Source organism: Agrobacterium salinitolerans (assembly GCF_027498475.1).
GTDB classification, from domain to species: domain Bacteria; phylum Pseudomonadota; class Alphaproteobacteria; order Rhizobiales; family Rhizobiaceae; genus Agrobacterium; species Agrobacterium salinitolerans.
Genome location: NZ_JAPZLN010000004.1, coordinates 188,538 through 213,886 on the forward strand (window position 1 = coordinate 188,538; position 25,349 = coordinate 213,886).

The 25,349-nt window shown below is 60.9% G+C and carries 22 protein-coding genes; 6 read left to right on the top strand and 16 right to left on the bottom strand.

The window, feature by feature from the left end; translation table 11 throughout:
- The first annotated feature begins 78 nt into the window (after window positions 1–78).
- Complete coding sequence (locus tag O9X91_RS16070) at window positions 79–1,008, top strand: sugar phosphate isomerase/epimerase family protein (RefSeq protein WP_137411347.1); 930 nt, start codon at window positions 79–81, stop codon at window positions 1,006–1,008.
- A gap of 237 nt (window positions 1,009–1,245) precedes the next feature.
- Here O9X91_RS16070 and O9X91_RS16075 read toward each other — a convergent pair whose 3' ends face one another.
- From O9X91_RS16075 to O9X91_RS16085, 3 genes are all read right to left on the bottom strand, one after another.
- Complete coding sequence (locus O9X91_RS16075; RefSeq protein WP_142913505.1) at window positions 1,246–2,757, bottom strand: tripartite tricarboxylate transporter permease; 1,512 nt, start codon at window positions 2,755–2,757, stop codon at window positions 1,246–1,248.
- A gap of 30 nt (window positions 2,758–2,787) precedes the next feature.
- On the bottom strand, window positions 2,788–3,261 hold the full coding sequence (locus tag O9X91_RS16080; protein ID WP_137411346.1) for a tripartite tricarboxylate transporter TctB family protein: 474 nt from the start codon (window positions 3,259–3,261) through the stop codon (window positions 2,788–2,790).
- Window positions 3,262–3,422: 161 nt separating this feature from the next.
- The gene (locus tag O9X91_RS16085; protein ID WP_077983548.1) at window positions 3,423–4,397 is read right to left on the bottom strand and encodes a Bug family tripartite tricarboxylate transporter substrate binding protein; all 975 of its coding nucleotides are present in this window, start codon (window positions 4,395–4,397) and stop codon (window positions 3,423–3,425) included.
- Between the two features lie 252 nt (window positions 4,398–4,649).
- On the opposite strand from O9X91_RS16085, the gene O9X91_RS16090 reads away from it, so the two are divergent.
- From O9X91_RS16090 to O9X91_RS16100, 3 genes are read left to right on the top strand one after another with little or no spacing between them, the layout of a single operon-like run.
- On the top strand, window positions 4,650–5,327 hold the full coding sequence (locus O9X91_RS16090) for a response regulator transcription factor (RefSeq protein WP_077983549.1): 678 nt from the start codon (window positions 4,650–4,652) through the stop codon (window positions 5,325–5,327).
- Window positions 5,287–6,705 carry a sensor histidine kinase gene (locus O9X91_RS16095; RefSeq protein ID WP_244614269.1) on the top strand — a complete coding sequence of 473 codons (1,419 nt, stop codon included), beginning with the start codon at window positions 5,287–5,289 and terminating at the stop codon, window positions 6,703–6,705. The genes O9X91_RS16090 and O9X91_RS16095 overlap by 41 nt, the downstream gene beginning before the upstream one ends.
- Window positions 6,702–7,814 (top strand): ABC transporter substrate-binding protein, encoded by a 1,113-nt coding sequence (locus tag O9X91_RS16100; protein ID WP_142913506.1) that lies wholly within the window; start codon window positions 6,702–6,704, stop codon window positions 7,812–7,814. The genes O9X91_RS16095 and O9X91_RS16100 overlap by 4 nt, the downstream gene beginning before the upstream one ends.
- A 40-nt stretch (window positions 7,815–7,854) precedes the next feature.
- Here the strand turns inward: O9X91_RS16100 and O9X91_RS16105 are convergent, their stop codons facing one another.
- From O9X91_RS16105 to O9X91_RS16145, 9 genes are all read right to left on the bottom strand, one after another.
- Window positions 7,855–8,616: an SDR family NAD(P)-dependent oxidoreductase gene (locus O9X91_RS16105; RefSeq protein WP_142913507.1), complete on the bottom strand. Its 762-nt coding sequence runs from the start codon at window positions 8,614–8,616 to the stop codon at window positions 7,855–7,857.
- 3 nt (window positions 8,617–8,619) lie between these two features.
- Window positions 8,620–10,302 (bottom strand): SMP-30/gluconolactonase/LRE family protein, encoded by a 1,683-nt coding sequence (locus O9X91_RS16110; RefSeq protein ID WP_077983553.1) that lies wholly within the window; start codon window positions 10,300–10,302, stop codon window positions 8,620–8,622.
- Window positions 10,299–11,282 (bottom strand): NAD-dependent epimerase/dehydratase family protein, encoded by a 984-nt coding sequence (locus O9X91_RS16115; protein ID WP_269833605.1) that lies wholly within the window; start codon window positions 11,280–11,282, stop codon window positions 10,299–10,301. The genes O9X91_RS16110 and O9X91_RS16115 overlap by 4 nt, the downstream gene beginning before the upstream one ends.
- Window positions 11,279–12,361 (bottom strand): ABC transporter ATP-binding protein, encoded by a 1,083-nt coding sequence (locus O9X91_RS16120; protein ID WP_269827119.1) that lies wholly within the window; start codon window positions 12,359–12,361, stop codon window positions 11,279–11,281. The genes O9X91_RS16115 and O9X91_RS16120 overlap by 4 nt, the downstream gene beginning before the upstream one ends.
- Window positions 12,362–12,363: 2 nt before the next feature.
- Complete coding sequence (locus O9X91_RS16125) at window positions 12,364–13,194, bottom strand: carbohydrate ABC transporter permease (protein WP_137411340.1); 831 nt, start codon at window positions 13,192–13,194, stop codon at window positions 12,364–12,366.
- A gap of 10 nt (window positions 13,195–13,204) precedes the next feature.
- Window positions 13,205–14,131: a carbohydrate ABC transporter permease gene (locus O9X91_RS16130; RefSeq protein WP_077983557.1), complete on the bottom strand. Its 927-nt coding sequence runs from the start codon at window positions 14,129–14,131 to the stop codon at window positions 13,205–13,207.
- Between the two features lie 83 nt (window positions 14,132–14,214).
- The gene (locus tag O9X91_RS16135) at window positions 14,215–15,486 is read right to left on the bottom strand and encodes an ABC transporter substrate-binding protein (protein WP_077983616.1); all 1,272 of its coding nucleotides are present in this window, start codon (window positions 15,484–15,486) and stop codon (window positions 14,215–14,217) included.
- A 24-nt stretch (window positions 15,487–15,510) separates the two neighbouring features.
- Window positions 15,511–16,677, bottom strand: coding sequence for a mandelate racemase/muconate lactonizing enzyme family protein (locus O9X91_RS16140; RefSeq protein WP_173991183.1), 1,167 nt, complete (start codon window positions 16,675–16,677; stop codon window positions 15,511–15,513).
- Complete coding sequence (locus tag O9X91_RS16145; protein WP_137411337.1) at window positions 16,674–17,582, bottom strand: dihydrodipicolinate synthase family protein; 909 nt, start codon at window positions 17,580–17,582, stop codon at window positions 16,674–16,676. Before O9X91_RS16145 ends, O9X91_RS16140 begins: the two co-directional genes overlap by 4 nt.
- Before the next feature lie 115 nt (window positions 17,583–17,697).
- On the opposite strand from O9X91_RS16145, the gene O9X91_RS16150 reads away from it, so the two are divergent.
- Both O9X91_RS16150 and O9X91_RS16155 read left to right on the top strand, forming a co-directional pair.
- Window positions 17,698–18,609, top strand: coding sequence for a 2-dehydro-3-deoxygalactonokinase (locus tag O9X91_RS16150; protein WP_269833606.1), 912 nt, complete (start codon window positions 17,698–17,700; stop codon window positions 18,607–18,609).
- Between the two features lie 68 nt (window positions 18,610–18,677).
- The gene (locus tag O9X91_RS16155; RefSeq protein WP_137411335.1) at window positions 18,678–19,304 is read left to right on the top strand and encodes a GDSL-type esterase/lipase family protein; all 627 of its coding nucleotides are present in this window, start codon (window positions 18,678–18,680) and stop codon (window positions 19,302–19,304) included.
- Window positions 19,305–19,429: 125 nt separating this feature from the next.
- On the opposite strand, the gene O9X91_RS16160 is transcribed toward O9X91_RS16155, so the two are convergent.
- From O9X91_RS16160 to O9X91_RS16175, 4 genes are all read right to left on the bottom strand, one after another.
- Entirely contained in the window at window positions 19,430–20,788 is a 1,359-nt protein-coding gene (locus tag O9X91_RS16160; RefSeq protein ID WP_269834325.1) for a sigma-54-dependent transcriptional regulator, read from the bottom strand.
- Window positions 20,785–22,599 carry an ATP-binding protein gene (locus tag O9X91_RS16165; RefSeq protein ID WP_269833607.1) on the bottom strand — a complete coding sequence of 605 codons (1,815 nt, stop codon included), beginning with the start codon at window positions 22,597–22,599 and terminating at the stop codon, window positions 20,785–20,787. The genes O9X91_RS16160 and O9X91_RS16165 overlap by 4 nt, the downstream gene beginning before the upstream one ends.
- A 242-nt stretch (window positions 22,600–22,841) precedes the next feature.
- The gene (locus O9X91_RS16170) at window positions 22,842–23,219 is read right to left on the bottom strand and encodes a DUF1850 domain-containing protein (protein ID WP_142913516.1); all 378 of its coding nucleotides are present in this window, start codon (window positions 23,217–23,219) and stop codon (window positions 22,842–22,844) included.
- Window positions 23,216–25,327: a TRAP transporter permease gene (locus O9X91_RS16175; protein ID WP_142913517.1), complete on the bottom strand. Its 2,112-nt coding sequence runs from the start codon at window positions 25,325–25,327 to the stop codon at window positions 23,216–23,218. The genes O9X91_RS16170 and O9X91_RS16175 overlap by 4 nt, the downstream gene beginning before the upstream one ends.
- Between the last annotated feature and the right edge of the window lie 22 nt (window positions 25,328–25,349).

Genomic DNA, 25,349 nt, shown 5'->3' on the forward strand with positions numbered 1-25,349 from the left:
CTTCAAGCCACTATCAGCCGCCGAGACCTGCTTCGGGCCGCAGAACGCGGCCAGCATCAATTGCGCCCCGAGGATGCCATGACCAACCAGATCACCATCACCACCGCTCCCTGCTGCTGGGGCGTCGACGACGTCAAAAACCCCCATCTGCCCCATTGGGAAAAGGTGTTGGACGAGACAAAGGCCGCCGGTTTCGGCGGCCTGGAACTCGGCCCCTACGGTTATCTGCCGCTCGACCTCGAGCGCGTTTCGCAGGCGCTCAATGGGCGCGACTTGAAGATCGTCGCCGGCACGATCTTCGACGATCTGGTCTCACCTCAGAACCGCGACAATCTGCTGCGCCAGACTGATGAAATCTGCGCGCTGATCACCCGCCTGCCAAAACCGGAAACCCATGCCGGCCAACGCTTTTCCGCCCCCTATTTGACGGTGATGGACTGGGGCCATGACGAGCGGGACTATGCCGCCGGCCATTCCGATCGTGCGCCGCGCCTCGATGGCGGCGCATGGAGCGGCATGGTCGAAAACATCCGCGCCATCGCAACCCTCGCCCGTGACAAATATGACGTGCGCGCCACCATCCACCCCCATGCCGGCGGTTACATCGAATTTGCCGATGAGTTGCAGCAGATCGTCGACGACATTCCCGCCGATCTGGCTGGCTTGTGCCTCGATACCGGCCATATGGCCTATTCGGGCATGGACCCCGTCACCACGCTTCGTCGCTATTGGGATCGCGTCGATTATATTCATTTCAAGGACATCGACGCCACGGTTTTTGAAAAGGTGATGGCAGAACGCATCCGCTTCTTCGACGCCTGCGCCAAGGGCGTCATGTGCCCTATCGGTCGCGGCTCAATCGATTATCCGGCCATCCGCCGCCTTCTGACGGAACTTGGCTATGGCGGTTATATCACCATCGAACAGGAGCGCGACCCGCGCAATGCCGGCGGCATTCTGGACGATCTGGCGGCCAGCAGAGCATTTCTCGCCGAGTGCGGGTTCTAAGCGTTGACCTGAGCCACTGAACTTCTTCCGAATTTTGGTCGCGGAGCAAGAAATCGAAGACTCTCCGAAATTCCGGAGGAAACTTGGGTCTCAGGGCCTTGGGAGGCCTCGTCCTGCTGGTCGGTCTTGAGATAAAGCGGGACATCCCATCCGCGCTGCGGGGATGGGCGATACCAATAGCGACCGATATCCCGTCAAGACCGTTGCCGTCAGAACGGCAACGGTCGTTATCACGCCTTACTCTTTGGCAAGAGCCATGGCCTTGATCCTGCGCGCGCGGCGGGCCAGCACCAATGGGAGGATGGCAACACCTGCCGCCATGCACCACAAGACGATGGAGATGGTGCTGCTGAAGAGGATGGAGACGTCTCCCCCGGAGATCGCGAGGGCATTGCGCAAGTTCACCTCCATGACGCGTCCCAGCACGAAACCAAGGATGATCGGCGCCATATCGAAACCGACCTTGCGCAACAACCAGCCCAGGAAGCCGATAGCCAGCATGAGCACGATCGAGAAGACCGAGGCGTGCGTGGAATAGACGCCGACGATCGACAGGACGAGGATGCCTGGAACAAGCAACCAGTTCGGCACCGTCAGCACGCGAGCGAATATGTTAACGAGCGGCAGGTTGAGTGCGAGCAGGATAAAGTTGCCCACAAAAAGCGAGGCGATGAGGCCGCCGACGACTTCGGGGCGCTCTGCAAGCAACATTGGGCCTGGCTGAATGTTGTAAAGCATCAGCGCACCCAGCATCACGGCGGTGGTGCCCGATCCGGGAACACCGAGTGTGAGCATGGGAACGAAGGCGCCGGCGGCTGTCGCATTATTCGCCGCCTCGGGCGCCGCCAATCCTCGCACATCGCCCTTGCCGAAGGTGCCTTCCGAGTCCGAGATGCGTTTTTCAGTGGTATAGGATACAGCGGAAGATACCGACGCGCCGGTCCCTGGCAAGACGCCGACGACAAAGCCGATAAGCGACCCGCGCACCGTCGCACCGGCGCTTTTGACGACATCCGCCCAGCGAGCGGTCGTGCGCCCGAGTTCGCGGATCACCGTGACGCCCCTGCCCTGGTGCTCCAGAATGAGCATTGCTTCGGAAATCGAGAACAGACCGATGACGAGCACGACGAATTCGATACCGTCGCCCAGTTCCGGTTCGTTGAAGGTGAAGCGATAAGCGCCGGAGGTGGCGTCAAGGCCAACGGTTGCCAGCATCAAACCGAGCATACAGCCGATCAGCGTTTTGGTGGGCTGGGAGCCGACCATGGATCCGAGCGTTGCAAAGGCGAAGACCATAAGCACAAAATATTCGGCGGGACCGAAACCGATGGCAAGCCCGGATAGCACGGGCGCAAACAGCGCCAAACCGATAGAGCCAATGATACCTCCGACAAAGGATGAAATTCCGGAAAGCGCCAGCGCTTCGCCAGCGCGTCCCTGCCGGGCCATCGGATAGCCGTCCATCGCCGTCATGACGGCGCCGGCATCACCTGGAACATTGAGCAGAATTGAGGAAATACGTCCGCCATATTCTGCGCCACAATAAACCGCGGCCAACAGGATCATGGTGCTTTCCGCCGGCAGCCCCATAGAATACGCGATCGGCATCAGCAGCGCGATCCCGTTGATCGGGCCAATGGCTGGCAGTGCCCCAACCATTGTGCCGATGAAGCAGCCAATGAAACCGATAAGAAGATTCTGCCCGGTGAGAGCAACGGCAAAGCCGTGCCAGAGATAGTCGAAATTCATGATAAGAACCTTTCGGGATTGCGACTTGGCTCAGCCACCAAACATGGAACCGACCGGCAGATAGACTTCGAGCAAGAAGTCGAAGACGAACCACCAAAGCAGCGCATGTCCCACAGCACCAGCCAGAGCCGTTTTGAGCGGCGCACCGAAGAGGAGACCGGAGCCGAAGGTCAGCACGAGAATGGAGACGAAAAAGCCGGCGGGTTCAAAAAGCAGCGCAGCGATCAAGACCAAAGCCGGTATGGCGAGCACCCTGGTGAGAAGCGGCCCGTCTGGAAACCCTTCCACCGAACCGGGCGAAAGGTAATAGACGATTGCGAGCGCACCGAGGATGAAGGCAAGGGCCACCGGGAAAACGCGGGGGCCGAGCGGATCGGAGGCGAAAGCGTAGTCGATGACGCTTCCGCCAAAGCCATAGGCAATCGCAAGCAGCAGGAGAATGACAGCCGAGACGCGACCAATCAGCCGGGCGTTACGCGGCTCGGTGTTACGGGCTTCTGACATTATAGCCTCACAAAAGGGGATGATAGGCGAGGCTGTTTTCAGCCCTCGCCATGTGTAAAAAGCTGGACGGATTTCGAAGCTCTCGCACCAATCCCGTGGTCCGGAGATCGCTTCAGATCGAAACTTGCCGGGCGAAAGCATCGAGCCCGGCAAGGGTTGCCTCACATGCCGGATTCCTTGGCAAGAACCTTGAAGCGCGCCACATCTTCCTTGACGCGGTTCTCGAAATCTTGACCGAGAAGGGTGAACTCGAAGAGACCGCGCGCTTCGCGCTCCTTTGCAAATTCAGGGGTGGCGGCCATTTTCTTGAGGGCGTCGACCCACCAGTTGTAGTCCTCGTCGGAAACATCCTTGCCGACATAGTAGCCACGCCAGATAGGCCAATCGATATCGAATCCCTGCTCCTTGGCCGTGGGCACACTCGCTAGCTCACCCGGCAGACGCTCCGGCGCCATCACGGCCAGGATGCGAACCTTGCCGGCAACGTGATGCTTGACCATTTCAGCTGCATCACCGGAACCGACCTTCACATGGCCGCCTTCGAGTGCAGTCAGCACCGCTCCGCCGCCTTCAAGAGCCACATAGCGCATTTTCTTGGCGTCCTGGCCGGCTGCCTTTGCGAGCAGCGACCCCTTCATCCAATCCTGCGAGCCAACGGCGCCACCACCGGCAATAGGAAAATCGTTCGGGCTTGCCTTGTATGCATCAACAAGTTCGCCGAGCGTCTTGTATGGCGAATCGGCGGCCACGACGAGAACACCGTAATCGGCGCCGAGCGCCCCGAGCCAGCGCACACCCGTTTCGTCATATTTGCCGAATTTCCCTTGGGCGATCAGCAAGGCGGAACCGGACGAAGCAGCCGTGATCAGATTGCCGTCCTTGCCCCGTTTGCCAATCACATGGTTGAAGGCCACCGCCCCGACGCCCCCTTCCATGTACGTCACAACCATGGGTCTGGAGATCTGTTTGGTCTCCAAAAGAGCATTGCCGGCCAATCGGCACGTCAGGTCGAAGCCGCCGCCGGGTTTTGCACCAGCAAGGCATTCAGGCTTCGATGGTTCGGCGGATGCGGCCATGGTCATGCAGAGCGTACCGAAAGCGGCAGCGGCGATTGTCTTCATCGTCATACGGATCATTGATCTCTCCCATTCATCCCTGAGACCGGGAGGACCGCAATGCTCGCATCGGTCCAGCACAACCGGAACAGTGGTTGGCTATCGGCGACGGTGCAGAATTCCTCCTCGGGTCGACTTGTTCTCTCCCTTGAAGTCGACGCGCAGAAAATAAAGCCTGTTCCTGTCACGATCCTGTCAAGCCGTTAGCGACCGCCTTGACCTCTGGATCGGGCCGATCTTGATCTGCACAGAGTGCTATGCGATGGTTTTCAGGTGCGGGTATTTCTGGTCGAAGATACACAAGATGTTGGAGAGGCAATTTGCCGCCGATTTCAGCAGACGGGGCATTCCGTCGACTGGATTTCGGATGGGCTTTCTGCGTCCAACGTCCTTTCCTACACCGACTACGACCTCATCATTCTCGACGTGATGCTGCCGGGCATGGATGGCTTTGCCATACTGAAGGCGTTGCGAAAATCTGGCAGCACCGCGCCTGTCCTCGTATTGACCGCTCGTTCCGAGATCGACGATCGGGTCAGCGCATTGGATCTTGGCGCCGACGATTACCTGATAAAGCCGTTCGATTTCCGTGAACTGGAGGCGCGCGCGCGGGTGCTGCTGCGACGACGTAGCGGCGGCGACGCCACGAACATACTCGTCTGCGGCGATGTCAGTCTCGACAGGACCAATCGCAGCGTTCGGGTCGGCAAACGGGAGGTGCAGTTGAAGCGGAGGGAGATGACGCTGCTCGAAGTGCTGGCTTCGCGCCCCGGCAAAGTGTTCAGCAAGGAGGAACTGCTGGACCGCCTGTTTGGCTTCGACGAGGCGGCAGGCCCGAATGCGATCGAGCTTTATGTGGGCAGGTTGCGTAAAAAGCTCGAAGGCGCCCAGACCCGCATCGTGACAGTGCGTGGCATGGGCTACCAACTGGTTTCCGATGCTGGCGCATAGAGGCTCCCTCTTCTCTCGCCTGATGCGCCGCGTCGGCATCGTGCTGGCCCTGGGCGCAGCAGCCATGATCACAGCTGCGTTGTATTATGCGCGCGCTGCGGCCGACGAAGCGTATGACCGGCTTCTGCTGGGTGCTGCGTTTCAGATGAGCGAAGGGCTCGTCGTCTCCGATGACAAACTCACTTTTCAACTTCCAACCTCTGCGTTTGAACTTCTGGGGCTCGCGCAACGCGACCGCATCTTCTATCGCGTCCTTGATACTGAAGGGGAGACGCTGACAGGTTATCGCGATCTTGGAACTCCCCTGGAGATTTCGCACAGCCGCCCCGCTCCGCTCATTGAAAACGCCGTCTATCGCGGCGTCGATGTTCGCATGGTCACGCTATCCCACGCGATCACGATCAATGAGGAAACGAAATGGGCCTATATGATGGTCGCCCAAACGACGGAGGCACGCCGTGCGCTCATCTCGGAACTGATGACGAGGGCGATTTTCATCGTGAGCCTGATGAGCCTACTTGCGCTCGTCGGCACTGCCTTTGCAATCCGCTATTCGCTGCGACCGGTCGAGACGCTTGGCGAGGCTTTGGCAAGCCGCGAACCGCAAGACCTAACACCCTTGTCCGTGTCGGTCCCCGGCGAACTTTGGCCCTTCGTTGCCTCTATAAACCACTTCATCCGAAGGCTCGATGAACGCGTGCGTTTGATGCAGCGTTACGTCGCAGACAGCGCGCATCAGATACGCACGCCCCTTACAGCGTTATCGGCGCAGGTTAGTCTCATCAATGAGGAAAGGCTTGCACCGGAGGATCGGCGCCATCTGGAGCGTGTCCGCAACAGAACGTCGGAGCTTTCACGCTTGACCAACCAACTCCTCAATCATGCCATGGTGATCCATCGGGTCGATTCTGCGCAACTTGCACCCCTGTTCCTGAACGAGGTCGCCCGTGCAGCCTTTCGCCAGGCAATACCGATCACGATCGATCCGGATATTGTGGTGTCCTTCGAGCCGGATGAACAACAGCTTCAAGTGATGGGCGACACGTTAAGCCTTCGAGAGGCCGTGGCCAACATTATCGACAATGCATTGCGGCACGGAGCCGAGACACAGCTGGCAGTGCGCGTGGAAAATTGTGGCGACTTCGGGTTGATCGTCATCGAGGATGACGGTCCTGGCATTCCTCAAGCCGATTGGGAGAGCGTCACCGAACGTTTCTTCTCGACGCGCAGCCAGGGACCGGCGTCTGGTTTGGGATTCGCAATTGCTGCGGAAGTAGCGCGCGCGCTGGGGGGGAGGCTTGGGTTTCGCGAGAAGACAGAAACGGATTTGTTTGCCGTCTATTTGGAACTGCCGCTGATCAAGCAGGAACGGCCATGAAAAGCGTTTACTCCGCCATCGCAGCCATTTCATGTTTCTGCCTCATCACCAGCGCCCATGCAGTGGAAGGGGATAGGGAGTTGTTCCCGGCGAAGGGAATGGAGGAAACCGGGCGCCTTCTCATTCATGCGGCCACGGATCTTGAAGCCATGCGACCAATCGTTTTGGATTTCCAGGAGACCGCGCCGGGGGTCGCTGTCGAGATCCTCGACTTTGTGACCAATGATTTGTTTCGTGAGGTTGCTGCTGCCTGCGCGGACGGAAGGCAAAATGCCGACATCATCCTGTCTTCCTCCGTTGATCAACTCGTTCGTTTGGCAAATGACGGCTGCGCACAACCGCACCAGTCCAGTGAAACCGCCAAGGTTGCCAACTGGGCCAACTGGCGTGACGAAGTGTTTGGCTTTACCTTCGAACCTGTCGTATTTGCCTATGACAAGCGTGCGATTCCACCAGAAGACGTTCCGACCAGCCACGTGGCGCTGGTCGATCTTTTGCGCCGCAAGCCGGATGAATATCGCGGACGCATCGGCACCTATGATATCAGCGCCTCTGGAATTGGTTATCTTCTGGCCTTCTACGACTCGCGCCAGGCGCCAACGACCTATGGTCGCCTGCTCGAGAGCATCAGCCGCGTGGAGCCCGTGATCCGTTGCTGCAACAATGAGGTGCTCGGCGCCTTGTCGACGGGCGAGATTCGTATTGCCTACAACGTCCTTGGGTCCTACGCCTATTTCGCGATGCGATCCAACCCGGCGCTGGGTATCGTTATTCCCCAGGATTACACTCTGGTGCTGTCTCGCGGCGCGATGATACCTTCGACAGCACGAGACGCTGTATTGGGGCGCCGCTTTCTCGACTATCTCCTCTCTGATCGCAGCCGAGACATCGCGTCGCGCTCGTCTTTCTTTTTCGCCGAGAATGCGCCACTTCCCGAGGGTGTAGAAGGACCTGAAGATCTGATCGAATCCGGAGTGGGGAGGCCCATCCGCATTGGACCCACACTGCTGGCGGCCCAGGACGAGATTCAACGGCGCACCTTTATCGATAGCTGGTACCGACTGATCCGACCATACAGCTTGCCAAATCTGGATTTATTCAAGCGCTGATCGCAAACGATTATCCAATTCGGCTACACCGGCAAATCCGTCAATAACCACCCGTCAGGACGATGGTCTCGCCTGTCATAAAGCTACAGGCCTGCGACGACAGGAAGATCGCGGCACCCACCATTTCTTGCGGCTGCCCGGCACGGCCCATCCAGTTCAGCGTCCGGACGTATTCGGCCCAGCCTTCGGGATCCTCATCACGACGGTTGGCATTGCGGTCGGTGTCAATGAGGCCGGGCGCGAGCGTGTTGAGCAGCACATTGTCGCGCGCGTAGTCCCGCGCCTGACTCTGGATCAGATTGTGTTGAGCCGCCTTAGTGGCGGCGTAAGCGGTAACGATGCCCTTCGGCCGCAGCTGATTGACCGAGCCGATGGAAACCACCCTGCCCCATTTGCGGGCCGCCATGCGCGGCAGAGCCGCCTGCAGCATATCCACCGTCGAGCCCAGATTGACCGCCAGCTGAAACGCCAGATCGTCAGGCGTCAGTTCCGACAGCACGGCGTTGATCTGGGCGCTGGCATTGATGACAAGAATATCGACCAGTGCGACCGCCTCGGCCCGCTCGATGAGATCACGGCCGGCGCCCGGCTGGGAAAGATCGCCCGCCAGTTCCTGCGCCGTACCGCCGCCTGCGACAATCCGCTGTTGCACGGCTGCTGCGGCGCCCGGCTTCACACCATGAAGAATGACATGGGCACCCGCGCCCGCCAGCCCCTCGGCAATGGCGGCGCCTATGCCGCGGCTGGAACCGGTGACGAGCGCCGTGCGGCCTTTCAGTCCAAACACGCTTTCGAGACGCATCCTTTATCCTTCAAACAGCGAGATGTGCGCGCCGGCGATTCCCGGGCGGCAGGAAAACAGGCCGCCGGAGAGCGGCGCGTCGGCGAGTGTCGACGCCGGCAGGCGCGTGCGGGCGCTGGTGATGAACAGCGTCGACAGGTCCGGCCCGCCGAAAGCGATGCTGGAAGGACGCGGCACCGGCATGTCGATCACCTGATCCAGCTTGCCGTTCGGAAGATAACGGCGCACGCACCAGCCATCCCAGATCGCGCACCAGACACCGCCTTCCGCATCCACGGCCAGCCCATCCGGCCGGCCGTCTGACACGGGAATGCGGGCGAACTCACGGCGCTGCGACAGGGCGCCCGTCGCCGGATCGCAATCATAGGCGTGGATAAGGCCGGGCACGGTGTCGACGAAATAGAAGGTCCTGCCATCGGGGCTCCAGCCGAGACCGTTGGAGACGATGATGCCCCCTTCCTTGCGCTCGGATGCGCCATTGGCATTGATCCGATAAAGCGCACCCGTGGGCTTGGAGGCGTCGATACGCATCGAGCCGACCCAGATCGCGCCATCCGGCCCGCATTTGGCGTCGTTCAGGCGGTTATCTGCAATGCCAGCCTCCGGGCTGACGAAGGGGGTTAGCCGGCTGGAGGCGAAATCCAGCCATTCGACGCCGTCCTGCGATGCCACCAGTAACCGTCCCTCGGTGACCGGAATGACCGCGCTGACCAGCTTGCCGGTCTCGCAGGTTTCGTTGCGGCCAGTCACGGGATCGAAGCGGTGCACCGCCGGATGCAGGATATCCACCCAGTAGAGCGCGTTTTCCCCCTCGTGCCAGACCGGGCTTTCCCCCAGCTGCGCACCCCATGGCAGAATGCAACTGAGTTCGGCGCTGGGGCGGCCCGTTGCCGAACGCGGGCGGGGCCGCGAGCTGATCGCCACGGCCCCGGCGGCGCCGGTAATGCGGCGGGCGGCGGCAATCAACTCACGCCCGGCGGGATGGATATTGGAGGAATCCAGCCGCGAGGACGGCCCGAGCGCAACAAGCACGCCCATCGGCGTATTGTCCCGGCCCATGACAGGGGCGGCGACCGAATTCACGCCCGGCAGATGCTCCTCGTAGGAAATCGAATAACCTCGTGCCCGGGTCAGCGTCAGATCAGCCTGCAGCGCATCGAGGGTGGTAATGGTTTTGGGTGTCTGCAGATCGAGCGTCAGGCGATCCAGCAGGGCGCGGCCGACGGCGGGGTCCTGAAAGGCGAGCAGCGCCTTGCCCGGTGCGGTGCAATGCAGGGGAACACGGCGTCCCACCTCGACGCGCACCGAAAGACCGTTCGGCGAACGTTCCGCCAGATATTGCGTCATGGTGCCGTCAAGCCGGCACAATGCAACCGTTTCCCCCAGTTCGGCCGCCAGCCGCTCGAGTTCCGGCGTCGCCGCCGAGACGAGATCGAAGCTCTCCCAGACCTTGTGGGACATTTCCAGAAAACGCTGGCCCAGGACATAGGTGCCACGGGCCTCATCCTGACGGACGAGGCCATAGGCAATGAGGGTGCGCAGGATGCGCGCGAATGTCGGCTTCGGCAGACCGGAGGCACGCAACAGCTCGGCAAAACGCAGCGGTTCCGGCGCATCGGCGACCATGTCGAGCAGGGTCAGCCCCTTGGCCAGCGCCGCCGTGCCGCCCGGTGTCTCCGGTTTCATCGCCTCTGCTCCTTCGCTAATCGCAGCCACCTTGCGGCTGCCGCGTCGTCCAGCATCCGGTCCATCGTCCATTCAGCTTCAAACCCCAAAGTGTTTCTGATCCGCTCGTTGGACGTATGGTAATAAACGCCGTCGCCGGGAAAATCGACTGTCACGATGGGCAGGCCGGTCAGCGCCGCTATCTTCGGCAAAAGCACGGCGAAATCGGCTGGCTCATCGGCACCGAGGTTGAAGGTGCAACCCGCCGCCTCGGGGTGATCGAGGGCAAGCAAAATCCCCGCCACCATGTCACGCGTATCGGTTATGTGCATGCGGAACGGCCGGCCGTTTTCATTGCGCGCCAGAATGTGCGACGGCTCACCGATATCGCGGGACTGAAGCAATTCGGCGATGACAGTGTTTCCAAAATTCTGCTGCTGGCGAATGCGCGGCCGCAGGAAAAACCGGGGACCGGAAAAGAAACTCTCCTCATCCAGCAGTTCCGCCGCATCCTGCGTATGCGAAAAACGCAGGATCACCGTTTCCATGGCGCCGCTTCGCTGGTGAAAGCGAACCAGTTCTTCGCCGAGAAGCTTGGTCAAGCCATAAGGTGAATTTGGACGAAGCGGATGGTCCTCGGTGACGGGCAGGAATTCCGGCCGGTTTTCCGGATAGACCTCACCCGACGAAGCGAAAACGAACCGCCGCACGCCAGCCGCTGAAGCCACATCCAGAAGCCGGCGGGTGCCCTCGACATTGACGGCGAACATGCGGTCGCGATCCGCCGGGACCCATGACATGAAAGCTCCCAGATGCAGAACGGCGCTCACACCCTCGATGGCGTCGGACAGCGCCCGCGCATCTTCCAGCGAGCCGACAACCTCCTCGCCGCCGCTTCCCGATGGCCTGAGATCGAAACCGCGAACGGTGCGGCCCTGCGCGCGCAAGGCGGCAACAACGGCACGGCCGACACGACCTGCCGATCCGGTGACGAGGATCATAGCCGTGCTCCGGTCTTTGCATCGAAGAGATAAAGCTGGGCCGGATCGAAACCGAGCCGGAGCGCCTCATTGCCGGGAAGGCTGCCGGTATGCGAGACGCGGGCGATCAGCCCCTTGGACTTGCTCTCCTCGCCATCCGCGACCCTTGCGCCTCCCGCATCGAAATAGACGTATTTTTCCGATCCGAGGCTCTCCACCAGCGTCGGACGGACATCGAAGGTAACCGGCGCATCGCCCAGAACGAGATGTTCCGGCCGCAGACCGACAATCACGCTGCCCTGGCGGCCGACCGCACCCGGCAGGGCAACCGGTTGCCCAAACACGGTAACAGTGCCGTCACGCAGTTCCGCATTGAGGAAATTCATGCCCGGCGAGCCGATGAAACCGGCAACGAAAAGATTGGCCGGATTGTTGAAAAGCTCGTCAGGTGCGGCGATCTGCTGGATGACGCCGCCCTGCATGATGACGACGCGATCCGCCATCGTCATCGCCTCGACCTGATCATGCGTCACATAAACGGTGGTGACGCCGATGCGCTTGTGCAATGCGCCGATTTCGGCACGCATGTGGACGCGCAGCTTGGCATCGAGGTTGGAAAGAGGCTCGTCCATCAGGAAGGCCTGGGGCTGGCGCACGATGGCACGGCCAAGTGCCACGCGCTGGCGCTGGCCGCCCGAAAGATCCTTGGGCTTGCGATCGAGATAGGGGGTCACTTCCAGAATGCGCGCCGCATCGTCAACCCGGCGATCGATCTCGGCCTTGTCCGTGCCGCGCATCTTCAGACCGAAGCCGATATTCTGGCGAACGGTGAGGTGCGGATAAAGCGCATAGTTCTGAAACACCATGGCGATGTCGCGGTCACCCGGCGCCAGATCCGTCACTTCGTTGTCGCCGATGAAGATCTGGCCTTCGCTTGCCGGTTCGAGACCGGCGAGGATTTTCAGCATCGTCGACTTGCCGCAGCCGGAAGGCCCGACCAGCACCACGAACTCGCCGTTCTCGATCTCCAGCGAAAAGGGCCTGAGCACGTTGAGCGCGCCGTAGGACTTGCTGACGTTGCGAATGGAAATATTGGCCATGCTTATTTCTCCGCGCCAGCGGTGAGGCCGCCGACCAAATAACGTTCAAGGAACAGGTAGATTGCGATGATCGGCAGCGCGATGAACACGGATGCGGCGGAAATGTCGTTCCAGTAGGTGACATATTCGCCCTGCATCGTGGTGATGCCGAGATTGGCCGTCCAGTTGTCCGGCGAGTTGACGAGGAAGGTGCGCGCATAGGCATAGTCTGCCCAGCTGAGCACGAAGGCATAAAGTGCGGTAGCGGCAAGCCCCGGCGTGGCGATCGGCAGCACAACACGCACCATCGCGCCGATGGGCGAGCAGCCGTCGACCATGGCAGCCTGTTCCAGTTCCTTCGGAATGGTGTCGAAATAGCCTTTCAGCATCCATGTGGCGAAAGGAATGATCATTGTCGAATGCGCCAGAACCAGCGTCCACAGGCTGCCGATCAGGCCGAAGCTGGAAAAAATCGAAAACAGCGGAATGACGAGCAGCGTCGCGGGCAGCATCTTCGCCGTCAGGACGAAGAGCCCCATGGTCGCCCCGCCCCGCATGGAATAACGCGACAGCGCATAACCGGCGCTGACCGAGACCAACATCGACAGCGCCACCGAGCCGATGGCCGCCAGCATCGAATTCCAAAGCCACAGCAGGATCGGTTTTGCCGCCCAGACACGGGCGAAGATGTCCCACTGCGGATCGTCCGGCCAGAAGGTCGGCGGCAGGCGGTACAGCTCATCGGTGGTGGAAAGTGCCGTGACCAGCAACCAGTAGACCGGGAACAGGATCATCATCAGCGTGAAAATCACAGTCGCGTAAAGGGCAAGGCTCTGTAAAAATGTCCGTTTCATCAAAGCCTCCTCAATAGATCGATTTCGAGCGCCGGCCGAGCATCAGGAGGCTCGCGACGATGCAGATCACCAGTGTCAGCACGCCGACGGCGGCGGCACGGCCGAAATTGTGATACTGGAAGGCCTGGTCATAGGTCATGATCGAAAGCGTCTGGGTTGAACGCAGCGGCCCGCCGCCGGTCAGAACCTTGATGATCGAAAAGTCGCGGAACACCCACAGAAGCGTCAGCACCAGCGTCACGCCCAGCACCGGCATCAGAAGCGGCATGGTGATCCAGCGAAAACGCTGCCAGACACTTGCGCCATCCACCTTGGCGGCGGCGTAATAATCGGCGGGAATGGACTGCAGGCCGGCCAGACACATGATCGACACGAAAGGAAAACCCTTCCACACCATGGTGATGGCAACAGCCCAGAAGGCTGCCGTGGAGCTGCTCACCCATGGGATCATCTGGTCGGTAAAACCGAGCTTGATCGCCAGCCAGCCGAAAAGGCCGAAGGAGGTGTCGAACATCCATGCAAAGATGACGACCGCGATGATTTCCGGCACCGCCCAGGGCAGCGCCATCCCCAGCCGCGCGACGGTGCGGCCCTTGAAACGGTTATTGGCAAGAAGCGCCGTGCTGAGGCCAACTGCGACGCTGCCGGCAGTAACGACGATGACCAGTTTTAGCGTGACCCAGCAGGCCAGCCAGAATTCCGGCGACGAAAACAGCCAGTTGTAATTCGTCAAGGAGAACGGGCGGCTGGCGCCGCCGAGCCTCGGTATCTTGACCTGCTGGAACGACAGGTCGATTGCCAGAACGAGCGGCCAGACGATGATGGCGGCAACCATCAGGACCGCGGGGGCGATCAGAATATAGCCGAGGAGATGTTGCCGGCTGGGACGCGCAAGATCAAAGAACTTGCGACGCCCAGCCCGAACGGGTTCGGTCATGGATGGTCCTCCTGCCGGATGCGGATGATGGCCATGGACCTTTACGGGCCATGGCAAGACAACAAGATCAGGACAATGGGGGATCAACCCTTGATGGCTTCGGCCTTTGCCTGCATGGTTTTCGCCACCTCCGCCGGATCGAGATCCTGAATGATCATCCGCTGGCTTTCTTCCATCACCATCTTGCTGAACTCGTTGTAGAAAAGCTCAAGCCCGGTCGGAATGCGGTCGATACCGGCTTCAGACGCGGCCTTCATTGTCTCGATCAGCACCGGAAAATGCGGGATGGTCTTTTCGACGCCAGAGACATCCGCTTTCGGGCTAGGCGGGGTGTTGCCGCCGAGGATAGCGTAACTACGCTGGAATTCCGGCGTCATCGTCAGCTTGATGAAATCCCAGACCAATGCCTTCTGGTCGTCGGGAATATCGGCCGGCATGGCAAGCACGTTGGAAGACCCGCCAAGCGGCGGATGAAGCGGCGGTACGGCATAAACAATGTCACTCTTGGCCGAACCCTTTTCGGTTGTGCCATAAAGCCACGGCCCATCGAGCCGCATGGCCATCTTGCCATCGGCAAACAGCTTGCGCACGTCGCTGGCGCTCATGTCCACCGGGCTGATGCCGCTTTTCATCACGGTTTTCCATCGGGTCAAACCTTCCACCATCTGCGGCGTGTCGATGGTGATTTTGCCGTCCTTGTCGGTCCAGTAGGCGCCGGCGTCGAGAATGTAGTTCAGCATCTCCGTGAGATATTGCCCCGGGCCGCCCTTTGTCTCATGACCTGTTCCGAACTGATCGACAATACCGTCGCCGTTCAGATCCTTGGTCGTGGCTTTTGCAGCGGCCAGAAACTCGTCATAGGTCTTCGGAACTGCAACGCCCGCTTCTTCGAGAAGCTTCTTGTTGTAGGCCATCACGAAACCGAAATAGTTGGTCATGATGCAGACGGTTTCACCGTTCCATTCGCATTTCTGCTGGCCGGCCCAGCCCGTCATGTCGATACCGTCCTTCTTCAGCCACGGATCGAGCGGCTCCAGCCAACCGCTATCGGCAAACATCTGGAATTCGAAAGACGCCAGATGCACGATCTGCGGCGGCTGGTTGGCTGCAAAAAGCGTCGTCATCGTGTCGGCATAGGAACTGCGCTCCGCCTTGGTGAACTCGATCTTCACGCCCGGATGCTGTTTCTCGAAGGCGGCAATGGCGGAACGCCACCATTCGCCCGTGCCGGCATCATCGGTTTGCCAGGAAATGAACTTCAGCACGGTATCGGCCATGGCAGGGGCAACGGCCCCCATCGTTACCAAAACGGCGGCCGCGGTGCTGAGCGCCAGCTTTTTCATTCTTTTTGTCATGGTTTCCTCCTCCAAAAAACCAAATCAGATGCGTTCAATCAGACCGAGTGCCGCCTCCGACGGTCTTACCCCAAGTCCCGGTCCCGAAGGCAGGTGATATCTGCCTTCGCGGCAATCCATGTCGCCCTCCAGCAGGCGGCGGTTGGGTTCGAAGATCGAGTGCTGGAATTCGTGCCCCTTCAGCATCGACAATGTCGAAGACGCCTGCAGGCTGGCGGCAAGGAAAATGCCGGCGCCGACTGTTGCGTGCGGGATGACATCAATGCCATGCTCGGCGGCAAGAGCGCCGATGCGGATGAAATTGGTGATGCCCTTGTGTCCCATTTCCGGCTGCACAATGGCGATACGACAGCGCTCTATGCGGGCGCGCATATCCCAATGGGTGCGCCATTCCTCGCCGACGGCTATCGGAACATCGGTGTTCTTCGAAACCCTCTCAAGACCGGCAATGTCCTCCGTCCAGACCGGAGCCTCGGCGAACCAAGGATCGAAAGGTTTCATCTCGGCAATCAGCTCCAGCGCCCGTTCCGGCGTCTGATTCCAGTGCATGTCGGCGGCGATCTTCGCCTGCGGACCAAGCACCTGCCGGAGATTGGCGATTTCCGCCGCCGGGCCGTCATCAGCCACCGGCGTTGCGAATTTGAAGGCATCGAAACCACGATCCTGCCAGTATTTCGCCAACTCTCCACGAGCCTTCAGCGTTTTTTCAGGCAGGCCGGAAACATAGGCCGGAAACGTATCTACCCCGCCGCCAAGAAGATCGCGGATGGATTTTCCGGCTTCCTGCCCAGCAATATCCCAGAGCGCGATATCAAGCGCGGCGAGCGCATCGACGTAAAAGCCGCCGGTATAACCGCGCACCCGCATCATGTCGTAGAGGTCGTCATAAACAGCCGAAGGATCGGACGCATCGCGGCCGATCACGAAACCGGCGAGAAGATCATTGATGAGGGCGGCGACCGCGCCGGGGGCGACGATGCCATAGGTCTCGCCCCAGCCGACAGTGCCGGCCTCGGTGGCCATGCGCACCAGCACGCTGCGGTCGAAGGTGGGGTAGACCGTGCGATTGCCCTTGCGCACGATGTAGCCGTTGGGATTGACCACCTCGCCTTCCCTAAGCGCGCCAAGATAGGGCACCTTGCGCGGCTGGGTCAGCGTGAAGACTTCGACGGTTGCGATGGGGCTATTCATGCGGCCTCCGCGGCAACAAGGCCGAGTTCGACCAGATTGGCGTCGATATCGGCAAGCGCCGCCGCATCGAGCTCGGGTGTCGGCGCGCGCACGCCAATGCCGTCGATCACCCCTCGGCGGGCCAGCACATATTTGGTCAGCCGCATGCGATAAACAGCCTGCAACACCAGAAGCGGCAGGGTTCGGATATAGATTCTCCGAGCCTCCTCCTGCCGCCCCGCGACAAGCGCCCGGTCGATGGCCACATGTTCCTCGGCAATCTCCAGCGCCGGCATCGCCGCCGTAGCGCCTCGGGCATATTCGTCGAGAATGTACCGCGCACCGCCGCCGCCGATGACGCCCTTCAGCGTCGAAGGCGCGTGGGCGATGATGTGGCTGATGGCCGGGCCGGCGGGAAGCGTTTCTTCCTTGACGTAGGCGACCTGCGGCAAGGCGCCCACGATCTCCACAATCGCCTGCGGCGAAAGGTCGGAGCCGCGCGGCGCAGGCGCGTTCTGCAGGATGATTTCAACCTCGGGCAGTGCCTCGACGATTCGCCCGAGGAATTCGATCAGCGCCGGCGCATCCGTGCCGACGGATTTGGGCGGCTGCACCATCAGGTGGCGAATGCCAAGCGCCGATGCCGCCCGCCCGTGCTCGACCACCTCACGCCAGTCGGCCGCACTGGCGCCGGCCACAACAGGCACCCGACCGGCCACCGCATCCACGACGATCTTCAAGAGCGTTGCACGCTCGGCGGCATTCAAAGTCTCCACCTCGCTGGCAAAACCGGGAAACACGACACCATCCACGCCCTTGTCGAGCGCAAAGACCACCAGCCGCTTCATACCCGCTTCGTCAATGCCGCCATCCGCCAGAAAAGGCGTGGGCAGAACAGGCAAAATCCCCTTGAGGCCAGCCACCATCATTCTCCTCCCAATTAAGTATCATATTTTGATACCTTGAATTCACTAATTGACACTACATAGACTCGCACCCTATGACAAGCCCCAAGATGAAATGAACGAGGAGGTTCAAGACATGCCAGCACCGGCGACATCAATCATCGTTGATTGGGGAACGACATCACTGAGGGCGGCGCTCGTTGGTGAAAGTGGTCAAGAACTCGATCATCTGGAAACCGCCGACGGAATTTCGAGCCTCGGCAAGGGTGAGCACGAGGCGGCGCTGATGGCAGCACTCGCGCCCTGGTTTTCGCGTCACGGGGCCTTGCCCGTCGCAGCGCTCGGCATGATCACCAGCCGCAACGGCTGGGTCGAAGTCGCTTATGTGCCGTGCCCGGCAGGCCCGGCGGAACTTGCCGCCGGAACGGTGCGCAAATCGCTGCCGAACGGCTCCGATCTCGTCTTCTTGCCGGGTCTCAACGACCCCGCCCGCCAGCCCTTTCCCGACGTGATGCGCGGCGAAGAAACCCAGATCGTCGGCCATGGCCTCGGCGAAGACGCCACCCTCATCATCCCCGGAACGCACAGCAAATGGGCGCGGATAAAGGCGGGTCGGATCGACGGTTTCCAGACATTCGTGACCGGTGAAATCTTCAATCTGCTGATCAATAACTCTTTCATCGCGCGCGGTTCCACGCAGCCGCCGGTCGATGATCCGCAGGCCTATCGCTGGGGTCTGAAAGAGGCAAAACGATCCGCCGCCATGCTGTCGCTGCTGTTTTCGGCGCGAACTGGCGGGCTTGCCGGCCGGCTTTCGCCGGATCAGTTGCGCTCCTATGTGCGGGGACTGGTCATCGGGCAGGAGTTTCGGCAGGCCCGCGATGCCGGATGGTATGCGGAGGGAGACGAGGCAGCGATCGTCGGCAATGACGGGCTGAACGATCTCTATCTGGTTGCCGCAGATTTTTTCGGGCTCAAGACATCCATGGGGGCGGACGATGCTCTCACGAAGGGTGCCCTGGCTGTCTTGCGCCAAGCGATTTCGTAACCTCTGCCGAGCGCCGGATGCCCAAATGGCGGCATCCTGCTTTCAAACCCCATGTTTTTAGGACCGTCATGTACGACTTCCCAGCCAATATCGGCACCAGCCGTCACGAAAACGATATCATTACCGCTCTGGTCCGCCTTCAACGCATCGGCCTCCCAGACAATCCGATCGCCTTTTATGGCTCATCCTCGTTTCGAATCTGGGGTTCAATTGCCGAAGATCTAGGCTCGCTGGATATCGTCAATCTGGGATTTGGCGGCGGCACTTACCTCTCCGCCAGCCACTACATGCACCAGCTTCTGGTTCCTTTAAAACCAAACAGAGTGGTGCTTTATTTCGGCGAAAACGATATTGCCAGCGACGGCCTCAAGGCTCAGACGTCGCTCCGGCACCTGCACGATTTGCGGGATGGAATCTATCGTGCGCTACCGCAGGCGGACGTGTTTGTTGTGGCGATCAAGCACAGTCCGGCGCGCTGGATATACCGCCATGAATTCGATCTCTTCAACCAGATGTCGCGCGACTGGTGCGATAGCAGCGAACGTACAACATGGCTTGACCCGAACGCCGGCCTCATTGGTGAGAACGGCCTCCCGATGTTCCGTTATTATTTACCCGATCTGGTTCACCTGAATGCCGCAGGCTATGCCGTCTGGTCGGAAGCGCTCAGAAAAACGCTGGGCCTACACAACTGAGGCGGGTGGCAACTTTATCTTCGCATCGAAGGAATCCGAATCCGCCGCGGGCCAACCAGGAGCATCGCCAATCGCACGCTTTTTTAGTGCCGGAAGCCCTTCAGCATGATCTCTCTCGCGCGCTTCTATCGCTTTAACCCTGTATCCGCAGGCTCTCCCGGCCGATCCCTCAGGCCGAGACGGGCGATTTTCTCATTGAGCGTGCGGTGGGGGATGCCGAGCCTCGCGGCCGCCTTAGCCGTATTGCCGTTGCTGTCATCGATCGCGCGGCCGATGACGTCAGCCTCGAAGGCGACCAATTGCTCGGGCAAAGTCAGGGGATCGCCGGGCTGCAGGACTTCCCCTCCGGATGCGGCGTCATCGAGCCCAAGAGCGAAGCGCTCGGCGTACGCCTTGAGCTCCCGGACGTTGCCTCGCCATTCCTGCTGCCGCAATCGCGCCAGGAGATCGGCGGATACGCTCCGCTCGGCCCGGCCGTAGCGATGGGCGGCAAGCGAAGCGAAATGACCAAAGAGCAGGCCGATATCCTGCCGGCGCTGCCTGAGCGGCGGGATGCGCACATCCACGGTCGCCAGCCGGTAGAACAGATCTTCGCGGAACCACCCGGCGGCGATTTCGCCGGAAAGGTCGCTCTTGGCAGCGGCGATAACCCGCACATCGATCGGTCGCAGCCGGTTTTCGCCCAGTCGCTCGACCAAGCGCTCCTGCAGCACGCGCAGGATTTTCGCCTGCAGTCCCAGGGGCATCGACTCGATTTCATCGAGAAAGATGGTTCCACCCGCGGCATGCTCGAACTTGCCTTGCCGGTCGGCGAGCGCGCCGGTGAAGGCCCCCTTCGCATGACCCAAAATTTCACTCTCGAAGATGCTTTCGGGCAGCGCTGCGCAATTGATCGCCACGAAGGGACCGCCCGCCCGGCGGCTTTGCTGGTGGAGCGCCTGGGCGACGAGCTCCTTGCCGGTTCCGGTTTCACCGACGACCAGCACGTCGATATCGACATTCGCCAGCATCTGGATGCGGCTGCGCAAGTCCCGGAGCGCCGGGCTGTCGCCGACGATCTCGACGCCGCCGCCCGTCTGGACCAACCCCTGAAGGCGGGCGATTTCTTGTTTCATCCGACGCTTCTCGACCGCCTTGTCGAGGATCGAAAGCAGATGCTCGGCATCATAGGGCTTTTCGATAAAGTCCTCCGCTCCCTGCTTCATCGCCTTGACCGCCAGGGTAACATCGCCGTGGCCAGTCATCAGAACGATAGGAACCTCGCTGCGGGCCTTGATGAGGGAGTTCAGAAGCGTCATGCCGTCTATGCTGGGCATGCGGATATCGCTCAACACGACATCCGGCTCGTCGCGAAAGAATTGCTGGTACGCTTCTTCAGGCCGATGGAAAGCGGATACGGAAAACCCGCTGACCTCCAACCAGTCGGTTGCCGCCTTCAGGAGGTCGCGGTCGTCATCAACAAGAAGAATATGTCCGCGGGTCATTGCGCCGCCTCGAGCGGATGTGCGGGCCGCTTGCCCACCGGCATCGAAATCGTCGCCATTGTCCCGCCGCCTGGCGTTTCGGCAAAAAGAATCTCACCGCCGAACTCCCGAACAATCGCGGTTGCAATGGACAGGCCAAGGCCAAGGCCCTCACCCGTGAGCTTGGTGGTGAAGAAGGGCTCGGCAATACGATCACGGTGCTCCGGTGCGATACCCGAACCGTTGTCGATCACCGCTACGCTCACCCGCCCGGCATGCGCAGTCCGTTGGATGGTGACAGAAGGGTTCTGTATGCCTTCCACCGCATCGAGAGCGTTCAGGAGTAAATTGAGCGTCACCTGTTCGAGCTTCACCGCCACGGCAACGACAACCGGCGACGGCCCCCTCGCCTCAAACGCCGGCGTGACACCAAGCGCCTTCGCCCGAGGAGCCGCAAGATCGAGAGCATTTCCTATGACCGCGTCGATGGTGACCGCTTCGAGGTCGGAAGCCCCCTTACGGCCAAATGTCTTGAGGTGCTTGACCGTTCGTTGCATCCGCTTGACCAGCGCGCGCGCATCGAGAAGCCGGTCGCCCACTTTCGCGGCGGCCTCTTTCTCCGCCAGAACACCGGCGGTCGCCAATGTGGCTTCAAGCGCCGCCAGCGGCTGGCTGACCTCATGCACGATCGCAGTCGACATCCGGCCGAGGGCAGCCATCTTTTCGGAATGGATGAGCCCTTCCTGCGCGCGGCGAAGCTCGTCCTCTGTCCGCTTGCGCATGTCGATCTCGCGGGCGAGGTCCTGCGTGCGTTCGGCCACCTTGCGTTCCAGGATTTCGCCCTGGCGCAGCCGCATCCGGATGATGAGCGCGCGCTGATGCAGGAAGTAGAGCGCGCCGGTGGATATGAGGCCGGCGATCAGCGCCGCGAGCGCCCAGAAGCCGGCGATCTTGCCGGCGTCACCCGTGCTCGTTGCCGCCAGCACCATCCAACCGTCCGGCTCGACGCGCGAGAATTTTGCCAGGAGCCGCTGCCCGCCCTCCTCCACATGGACCGCCCGCTCGTCCGTATTGTCCGTCGGCGGGGTTACGCCCGGAGGGAGGATAGGTTGTCTCGCCGCGAGATCGGCCCCCTCGTAGGTCCGTTCTTTGGCAAGCCGCTCGACGGCCTCATCGGAAAGTGCCGCCAACGGCCGGTATTTCCAATCCGGGTTGCCAGAAAGAAAGACGATGCCCCAGCGGTCGGCGATCGCAGTCTGGACACCCGCAGCCTCCCAGGTCAATTCGAGCGGCAGCAGATCCGCCTTAACGACGGCGACGATCGGCGGACGACCCGGCACGTCTATCCGCGACGTGAGAAAATAGCCAGGCTTGCGAGTGGTAACGCCGATCGCGTAATAACGTCCCTCGCCCGCACGCAGCGCATCCTGGAAATAAGGGCGGAAGCTGTAATCGTGGCCGACGAAGCTTTCACCAGTCGCGAAATTGCTCGCGGCAAGCGCGATCCCGCTGGCGTCGAGCACGTAGAGCTCGGCGGCGCCGGCTTGCCTTACGACTGTCTGGAGATAGCGGTTGGCGGCATCAAGAACAGCCGGGCTGGGTTCGCGTTCTGCAAGGGCGCGTATGCGGGCATCCTCGCCCATAACAAGTGGTAGATAACGAAACCGTTCGATCTCCGTGGCAATCGCCCTGTTGGTCAGGAAAAGACTTCGCTGAATCTGCCCTTCCAGGGCGCCGGTCGCCGAACTGCTCGCAAGATGGTAGGCGACAAAAGGCGCAATGCAGGTCACGACCAGCATCAGGACAGTCATTCTGCCGATGTTGCGCGCCATTGCCGAGTCGACCTGCCTTCCGGATGTGTCCTTAGATCGAAAGCGACCCAAGGACGGATTGTAAGTGTTGCAGCGACCTTTGCGGATCTGAAAACCGTGTCGTGCCGCAAGAATTGTCCGATGCATCAAGTGTAGCGCCTCTTTCTTGCAGAGAGAACAGCAGATCCGCAAGCGAGCGATCTGAACTGCTGCATCGTTCCCTCTTCAAATACCTTGCGATTTAAGGACCCCTGCAGCAGGCCTCACGGCGGAGGGGCGTCACATGGCCGCAGGACGATCGGCTCCTGTTTCTCTCGCCCGAACTCGCGGCAACCACCGACATCGCAGAGCGTCCAGCCGGAGATTGTCGCCCCGGAAGCGGCCAGGACCAACTCGGGGATCGGCGGAAGGTCCGGCGTCCAGATTGACCAGCCGTCTTCGCGATGGGCATTTTCTCCCGGTTCCATACCGGCGCCCGAGCCCTGGACGCGCGCCTCCTCGAGAAGAAGGCCCTGCGATGTGGCAGCCCAGCGCTCCTGCCACTGGGTTTTCTCGACAGAATGCGTCCAGCCGAGCGTGAAGACGCTGGCGGCCAAGGCAACGGCCTTGCCGCCAGCAATGATGCAGACCAGCGTGCTCACACGGCCTCCGACGCCGGCTTGCCATTCGCCGTTCGCGCCCGCCGCCAGATCAGAAATACGAAGAGAGCGGCAAGCCCGAAGCCCACCTCATCGGTCAAAGGAAGGGCCGCAAGCAGGGTAAAAGCAGCCGCGGCCGCAAGCGCGCGCTCTGCAATCGACAGCCGGACGGCAACGAAGCCGATCACGGCCGTACCCCAGAGCCCGATCGCAAGGCCGGTCTTGATGACGATATAGGCGACCGCGAGCGGATAGCCGACGGCCGCGGCCATCGCTCCGCCGTCTTGGAGCATCAGCGCCGGCGAATAGACGGCCATGAACGGGATGACGAAACCCGCCGCCGCCACCTTGATCGCCTGCATCGCGATCTTCAGTCCACTTTCGCGCGCAATTGGCGCTGCCGCAAAGCAGGCGAGCGCGACCGGCGGCGTCAGGTCCGCCAGGATTCCGAAATAGAAGACGAACATGTGGCTGACGATGAGCGGCACGCCAAGTTCCAGCAACGCCGGGCCAGCGATCGACGAGGTGATGATGTAGTTAGGGATCGTCGGTATACCCATGCCGAGCACGAGGCAGGTCACCATGGTCAGGAGCAGCGACAGGAAGAGGCTCTGGCCGCCAACCGAGACGATGAACTGGCCGAAGGTGTTGGCCGCACCCGTCAGCGTCATCGTTCCGATGATCACACCGACAAGCGCGCAGGCGATTGCGACCGGCAAGGCCGTCTTCGCACCTTCTGCAAGGGCGTCGCGACAGGTCACCAGCGTCTCCCGGCCGCCCTTCGAGAACGCGTTGGCCCCGATGAGCAATGCCAGCGCGGCGACGATCACGCCGATGCCGTACTGGAAGAAGGCGGCCGCCACGAGACCAAGGCCGATCCAGAAGATGATTCGGATTACGCCGGCGGGCAAACCCAAGACAACCGAACTGCCGAGGATCAGCAGGGTCGTGAAGGCAAGGCCGACCGTGCCTGCGAAGAGCGGCGTGTAGCCCGAGAACAGCAGCCAGACCAGCGCCGCGAGCGGCAGGATCAGATACCATTGCTCGACGACCGCAGCCTTGGCCGAAGGCAAATCCGCCTTCGGCAGGCCGAGCAGCCCGCGCTTGCCGGCCTCGAGGTGCACCATCCAGAAGGCGGAAGCGAAATAAAGAATAGCCGGAATGATCGCCGCCTTGACGATCTCGTGATATTCGACGCCGAGCGTCTCTGCCATGATGAAGGCGACAGCGCCCATGACCGGCGGCATGATCTGCCCGCCCATCGAGGCCGTCGCTTCGACGCCGCCGGCAAAAGCCGGTCGATAACCGAACTTCTTCATCAGGGGAATGGTGAATTGCCCGGTCGTCACCACATTCGCAACGCCGGAGCCGGATATCGTGCCCATCAGGCCGGAGGAAATGATTGCCACCTTCGCCGCACCGCCGCGCTTGTGGCCGACGAAGCTTAGTGAGACATCGGTGAAGAGCCGGATCATACCGGCCTTTTCGAGGAAGGCGCCGAAGAGAATGAACAGGAAGATATAGGTCGACGACACAAAGGTCGGAATGCCGTAGATGCCCTCCGTACCATAGGCCATATGGTCTATCACCTGTGCGAAACCATAGCCGCGATGATCAAGCGGCGGCGGCAGATATTCACCGAACAGGCTGTAGGCGAGAAAGACGCCGGATATGATTGGCAAGGCCGGTCCCATGATCGCCCATGCGGCGGCGAAGACGATAGCAATCGCCAGGACGCCGACGGCAACATCGCGCGGAAGCGGATCGCCGGCACGAACGAGCAGTTCGGCATATTCGTAGCACTGGTAGAAGGCCACCGCCGCGCCAAGCAGGGCAAGGACCCAGGCAAACGTCTTTGCGGGCACGCCGCGCCCGGCGAATGTCGCCAGCAACGGGAATACGAGCACGGTGACGAAGCCGACGTGCACTGCCCTGACGATCTGACTCGGCAAGTCGAGCAGATGCGCAGCGGTCGAGATCTGGAAAATGGAGAAGGCAAGCGCGATCGCAAACAGGAGTCGTCCGTCCCAGGTCTTCGGAAAGGCCTGGGTCAGAGTCTCGTGCCCGTTAAGCTCCGCGGCATGATTTTGTTCATTTGTATTGTCGAGCATGGATTCCTCCCGAAAATCCGAG